Annotated in this window: 2 protein-coding genes; both read left to right on the top strand. The window is 47.9% G+C overall.

Features of this window, described 5'->3' with window-relative positions:
- Positions 1-399, top strand: a 399-nt coding sequence (locus R7035_RS26020) for a biopolymer transporter ExbD (protein WP_318146422.1), incomplete at its 5' end; no start/stop codon positions are given.
- Between the two features lie 27 nt (positions 400-426).
- Positions 427-1,037, top strand: a 611-nt coding sequence (locus tag R7035_RS26015) for a hemin ABC transporter substrate-binding protein (RefSeq protein WP_318146421.1), incomplete at its 3' end; no start/stop codon positions are given.

Below are 1,037 nucleotides of genomic sequence, written 5' to 3'. Positions count from 1 at the left end.
CAGGACAATAACCGCAACGGCTTAACACCAGATTTAACACCGCTGTTAGACATCATTTTTATTGTGATGGTTTTCTTGATGCTTACCGCCGCAGTCAAACTCGATTCATTAGATGTCACGCTGCCAAGCACCGACTCTCAGGCCGTTGCAGAGGTCGATAAGCAGTCGATTACCGTTAATATCCTCAAGGATGAGCCTTATTGGGCGATCAACGGACAAACGTACATCGATTGGGAAAACTTCACTCTCGCGCTGCTAGAAGAGAGTAAATCAACCGATAAACCTATTGTGATTGGTGCTGAAAAAACAGCCAATATTCAATCACTTGTTCAGCTTCTTGGCTTTTTGCAAGAAAACGGAATTCAGGCGACTCAATTGCTCACTGAAGAGTCGCCATAACAAGAACATAAAACTGAGAACATTTTCATGAAGAACACATTATCACCAGTGCGCACTGCGTTGACTGCTGCCGCTCTGTTACTTGCAAGCACGAACCTTTTTGCCAACAACGCCCCGACCTCAGAACGCGTCGTCAGTGCGGGCAGCGCCGTTACCGAACTATTACTTGCGCTCGATGCGAAAGACAGCTTGGTCGCCGTTGATGTAACCAGTACTTTGCCGCAAGGCATGGAGTTACCCGATGTTGGGTATCATCGCCGACTTTCAGCAGAGGGGTTGTTGGCACTGAGCCCAACCAAGTTAATTGGCTCTGATGAGATGGGCCCAACAACCACCTTAAATCAACTAAAGTCGGCAGGTGTGGATGTCGAGATAGTCAATACAGAAGCCAACGTTGACGGGCTTTTGCATCGTATCGACCAGATTGCAACGATCATGAACCGTGAGTCTCAAGCAACAAACTTGAAGCAAGAGGTAAAAACGCAAGTCGAATCTTTGCAAGCGAATCAGCCTGCACCTTCTGCTAAAAAGAAAGTGCTGTTTTTGCTTATTCACGAAGGTCGCCCAGCCAATGTTGCAGGCTTGGATACCACGCCAGACGCCATCATCGCGTTAGCAGGCGGTGATAATCCTGCGGC

The organism is Vibrio sp. 1731, assembly GCF_033339955.1.
GTDB lineage: Bacteria > Pseudomonadota > Gammaproteobacteria > Enterobacterales > Vibrionaceae > Vibrio > Vibrio alginolyticus.
The sequence above is the reverse complement of the archived record's forward strand: the minus strand, read 5'-3'. Positions and strand labels throughout refer to the sequence as shown.